At 73.5% G+C, this 4,580-nt stretch carries 4 protein-coding genes; 2 read left to right on the top strand and 2 right to left on the bottom strand.

Translation table 11 applies throughout. The features are described from left to right. Positions 1-309: 309 nt before the first annotated feature. Entirely contained in the window at positions 310-939 is a 630-nt protein-coding gene (gene pdxT, locus I4I78_RS30600) for a pyridoxal 5'-phosphate synthase glutaminase subunit PdxT (RefSeq protein ID WP_218614990.1), read from the top strand. Positions 940-961: 22 nt separating this feature from the next. Here the strand turns inward: pdxT and I4I78_RS30605 are convergent, their stop codons facing one another. Together I4I78_RS30605 and I4I78_RS30610 are read right to left on the bottom strand one after the other, a co-directional pair. Further along, positions 962-3,136 (bottom strand): cation-translocating P-type ATPase, encoded by a 2,175-nt coding sequence (locus I4I78_RS30605; RefSeq protein WP_218614991.1) that lies wholly within the window; start codon positions 3,134-3,136, stop codon positions 962-964. A gap of 1 nt (position 3,137) precedes the next feature. Continuing rightward, positions 3,138-3,422 carry a DUF1490 family protein gene (locus I4I78_RS30610; protein ID WP_308252454.1) on the bottom strand — a complete coding sequence of 95 codons (285 nt, stop codon included), beginning with the start codon at positions 3,420-3,422 and terminating at the stop codon, positions 3,138-3,140. A 267-nt stretch (positions 3,423-3,689) separates the two neighbouring features. On the opposite strand from I4I78_RS30610, the gene I4I78_RS30615 reads away from it, so the two are divergent. After that, a complete protein-coding gene (locus tag I4I78_RS30615; protein ID WP_218614992.1) occupies positions 3,690-4,439 on the top strand; it encodes a YebC/PmpR family DNA-binding transcriptional regulator in 750 nt (249 codons plus the stop codon). Positions 4,440-4,580: the final 141 nt, after the last annotated feature.

Consider the following 4,580-nt stretch of genomic DNA (forward strand, 5'->3'; position numbering starts at 1 on the left):
CAGCCGGTCCGGCGTCGACGTCCGCCGGCGGCTCGTGCGCGACCTCGGGGACCCGCCGTGCCGCAGGCGCCGGTGTGGGCGCGTGTGTCGGGGCGGGCTCGGGGACCGGGCTGACGACGGGTTCGGCCCGGAACACCCGGATGGTGCGTCCGATGTTCATACCGACCCCTCTGCCCGCGGCCGCCGGCGCGGGATCCGCCGACCCCACCAGAATCCGGCGCGGACCGGGACGGCGACACCGCCGGACGGTGCCACGGCTCACCCCCGTACGGCCGGTTACCGCAGGTAGGACGGGGTTATCCTCGACCCATGTCGTTCCCGACCGTCGGAGTGCTGGCGCTGCAGGGCAACGTGCGCGAGCACCTGGACGCGCTGACCGCCTGCGGGGCGCGGCCGGTGCCGGTCCGGCGCCCGTCGGAGCTCGACGCCGTCGACGGCCTCGTGCTGCCCGGCGGCGAGTCGACGACGATGAGCAAGCTGCTCGACGTGTTCGAGCTGCTGGAGCCGCTGCGCGCCCGGCTGGGCGAGGGCATGCCGGCCTACGGCTCGTGCGCGGGGATGATCCTGCTCGCGGACCGGATCCTGGACGGGCGCTCGGACCAGCACCAGCTCGGTGGCCTGGACGTGGTGGTGCGGCGCAACGCGTTCGGCCGGCAGGTCCACTCGTTCGAGACCGACCTGGAGTTCCGCGACCTCGAGGGTGGCCCGGTGCACGCGGTGTTCATCCGCGCCCCCTGGGTGGAGAAGGCAGGTGGGAACGTCGAGGTGCTCGCGAGCGTGCCGTACGTGACCAGCGAGGGCGAGGACCCCGGCCCGGCGGCCGGACGGCCCGTCGCCGTCCGTCAGGGCCCGGTCCTGGCCACGTCGTTCCACCCCGAGCTGACCGGCGACCGCCGCGTCCACGGCCTGTTCGTCGACATGGTCCGCGCCGCCCGCTGACCCGCCCCGGCCCACGGGGGCTTCAGGTGGCGCGCTCGTCCAGGCGGTAGCGGATCAGCCGCGAGCTGTTGCCGACGACGGCGACGCTGGAGGCGTTGTGCAGGATCGCCGCGACCACCGGTGACAGCGCGCCCCCGGCGGAGACCAGCAGCCCGGCCGCGTTGACCGCGATCGACATGCCGTAGTTCTGCCGGATCAGGGTGATGCTGCGTCGTCCCAGGTCGCGCAGGTCGAGCAGGGCCCGCAGGTCGTCCGCGGCGAGCGCGACGTCGGCGGTCTCGACGGCCACGTCGGTACCGGCCACGCCCATCGCGATCCCGATGTCGGCCAGGGCCAGGGCCGGGGCGTCGTTCGTGCCGTCGCCGATCATCGCGACGGTGAAGCCCTCCTCCCGCAGCGTCCGGACGACGTCCTGCTTCTCCTCGGGCATGACCTGGGAGCGGTACTCGTCGATGCCCAGCTCGGCGGCGACCGCGGCCGCGGTCGCCGGGTGGTCCCCGGTGAGCAGCACGATCCGTTTCACGCCGTCGGCGCGCAGGGCGTCGAGCACCTCGCGGGACTCGCTGCGCACGGTGTCGCGCAACGAGACCAGTCCGACCAGCGCGCCGTCGACGGCGAGCAGCAGCGGCGTCTCGGTGTCGCGGCGCAGCCGGCGCACCCAGTCCGCGGCCTTGCGGCTGACCGGCACCTTCTGCTTGCGCAGCAGCTCCACGCTGCCGATCAGCAGGGTCCGGCCGTCGGACTGCACGCGCATGCCCTGCCCGAGCAGGACCTCGCACTCCTCGTGCGGCGGGATCTCGATCCGGCGCTCCTCGGTGGAGCGGATCACGGCCTGGGCCAGCGGGTGCCGGGAGTGGATCTCGGAGCTGGCCGCGTTGGCGAGCACCTGCTCGGGCGACCACGCGTCGTCGAAGGAGATCACGTTGGTGACGACCGGACGGCCCAGGGTGAGCGTGCCGGTCTTGTCGAACACGACCGCGTCGACCCGTCCGGCGGCCTCCAGGTGCGCGCCACCCTTGATCAGGATGCCGCGGCGGGCGCCGTTGCCGATCGCGGCGCTGATCGCGGTCGGGGTGGACAGGCCGACCGCGCACGGGCAGGCGACCAGCAGCATCGTCATCGCGCGCCGGACGTCCCGGGTGGCCAGCAGCGTCAGCGCCGAGAGCACGAACGAGGCGGGCACGAACCGGCGGGAGAAGTTCTCCCCGATGGTCTGGATCGGGGCGCGGTCGTCCTGCGCCTGCTCGACCCGGTCGATGATCCGCCCGATCGCGGTGTCGCGGCCGACGGCGGTGGCGCGCACGACGATCCGCCCGCGCAGCAGCACCGACCCGGCGTGCAGCGTGGTGCCGGGCCCGACCGTGACCGGCAGCTGCTCACCGGTGATCGCGGCCTGGTCGACGACACCGTCCCCGTCGACGATCTCGCCGTCCACCGGCAGCACCACGTGTTCGTGCACGACGACCTCGTCGCCGGTCGCGACGTCGGCGATGTCGACCTCGATCTCGGTGGCCGTGCCGTCCGGTGAGGCCACCCGCATCCAGGTGCGGGTCTGCGCCCCGGTGAGCAGCTCGGAGATCGCGCGCCGGGACCGGCGCAGCGTCAGATCCTGCAGGTACTCGCCGATGTTGAGCAGCCACAGCACGGTCAGCGCGACCACGTTCTCCCGCAGCACCAGGCTGGCCACGGTGGCCGCGGAGACCAGCGCGTCGGTGCCCGCGCCGCGCCCGCCGGTCAGCGAGGCCACGGCGCCGCGCAGGAACGGGTACCCGGTGAAGATCGTGACGCCGGTGGCGACGGTGCGGCTGGCCGGCCCGAGCATCGGGGGCCGGCGCAGGCCGTAGCGGCGGACGCCGAGCGCGGCCAGGGCGACCCCGCCGACGACCAGGCGCACCAGCTCGGTGTTCCCGACGTCGGCCGAGCGCGGCGAGCGGGCCGCGGTGGCGTCCGGATCGGCGCCGAGGCCCTTGTGCACCGCCTCGAGCAGCTCCGTGCGGTCGCAGCGCTGCTCCTGGTACCAGACGACGACGTTGCCGGTGCGCGGGTAGGCATGCACCTGGCGGACGCCGGTGACGTGGTCGACCTCGTCCTCCACCGCGACCGCCGTACCGACCCGGCCGCGCAGGGACGGGACGGAGAACCGGACCCGCCCGGCGGCGTCGCTGACGGTGCGGACGTCGTCGCGGGAGGGCGCCATCTCAGTGCTCGTGACCGTGCCCGGTGTCCGCCGCCGCGCCCGGGGCGGGGGTCTGCTCGCCGATCTTGTCCCGGGCCTCGCTGACGATGTCGGCGGTGGCCAGGCGGGCGCGCTCGGCACCGGTCTCGGCCGCGCGGGCGCCGATCAGGCCCCAGGACGTCACCGTGACCGCGGCGCTGCGCACGGCACCGGACTGCGCGACGCGCTTGACGCCGTCGTACGCGACCGCGCCGGCGAGCCCGCTGACGACCAGCCCCGCCGCCCGGCCGGCCAATGCTCCGATCACCACTGAGTACTCCTTCCGACCCGACCGCGGTGAGAACCGTGGTCGTTTGCGGCGACCCTATCCCGCGACCCCGACAGCCGGCCCGGGGCGTGGCCGTGGTCGCCCGGCTGGGATCGCCCGGCCGGGGGGACGGACCGTGACCGTGCCGCGCCGGTAGCATCGAGAGGTTCCTGCAGGTCCCCGCCGCGGCTGCGCCGTACGTGCCGGGTCTGCCCGGCCGCGGTTCGCCCGTGGCCCGCACGAGACGAGAGGTGGGCAGATTAGCCGATGAGCGGTCACTCCAAGTGGGCGACGACCAAGCACAAGAAGGCCGTGATCGACGCCCGTCGCGGCAAGATGTTCGCCAAGCTGATCAAGAACATCGAGGTCGCGGCGCGCACCGGCGGGGGAGACCCCGACGGCAACCCCACGCTCTACGACGCGATCCAGAAGGCCAAGAAGAGCTCGGTCCCCAACGACAACATCGACCGCGCGCACAAGCGCGGCTCCGGGGCCGACGCCGGTGGCGCCGAGTACCAGTCGATCACCTACGAGGGCTACGGCCCGAACGGTGTCGCGGTGCTGATCGAGTGCCTCACCGACAACAAGAACCGGGCCGCGACCGAGGTCCGCACCGCGATGACCCGCAACGGCGGGCAGATGGCCGACCCCGGCTCGGTGGCCTACCTGTTCACCCGCAAGGGCGTCGTGCTGCTGCCCAAGGGCGAGCTGACCGAGGACGACGTCCTGATGGCCGTGCTGGACGCCGGCGCCGAGGAGGTCAGCGACCTGGGCGAGTCCTACGAGGTGATCAGCGAGGCCGGTGACGTCGTCGCCGTGCGCACCGCCCTGCAGCAGGCCGGCATCGACTACGACTCGGCCGACCAGACGTTCATCCCGTCGATGCAGATCGAGCTGGACGCCGACGGCGCGCGGAAGATCTTCCGTCTGATCGAGGCGCTGGAGGACTCCGACGACGTCCAGAACGTCTACTCCAACTTCGACGTCTCCGACGAGGTCATGGCCGAGGTCGACTGACCCCACTCTCCGCACCCCGCGGGTTGGACGAGAGCCCCGTTCGCGCGCCTCGGTGGGACGAGAGCCCCGCTCGCCCACCCGCACGCGGCAGGTGCCGCGCACGTGTGGGGGTACAAGGGTTGGACGAGAGCTCCGCTGGTG

The organism is Pseudonocardia sp. KRD291, assembly GCF_019263595.1.
In the GTDB taxonomy this organism is placed as follows: Bacteria; Actinomycetota; Actinomycetes; order Mycobacteriales; family Pseudonocardiaceae; genus Pseudonocardia.

Bases quoted from the DNA above. Each gene is read 5' to 3' on its own strand.
- pdxT (WP_218614990.1), top strand. From the start codon at position 310: ATGTCGTTCCCGACCGTCGGAGTGCTGGCGCTGCAGGGCAACGTGCGC.
- I4I78_RS30605 (WP_218614991.1), bottom strand. From the start codon at position 3,136: ATGGCGCCCTCCCGCGACGACGTCCGCACCGTCAGCGACGCCGCCGGG.
- I4I78_RS30615 (WP_218614992.1), top strand. From the start codon at position 3,690: ATGAGCGGTCACTCCAAGTGGGCGACGACCAAGCACAAGAAGGCCGTG.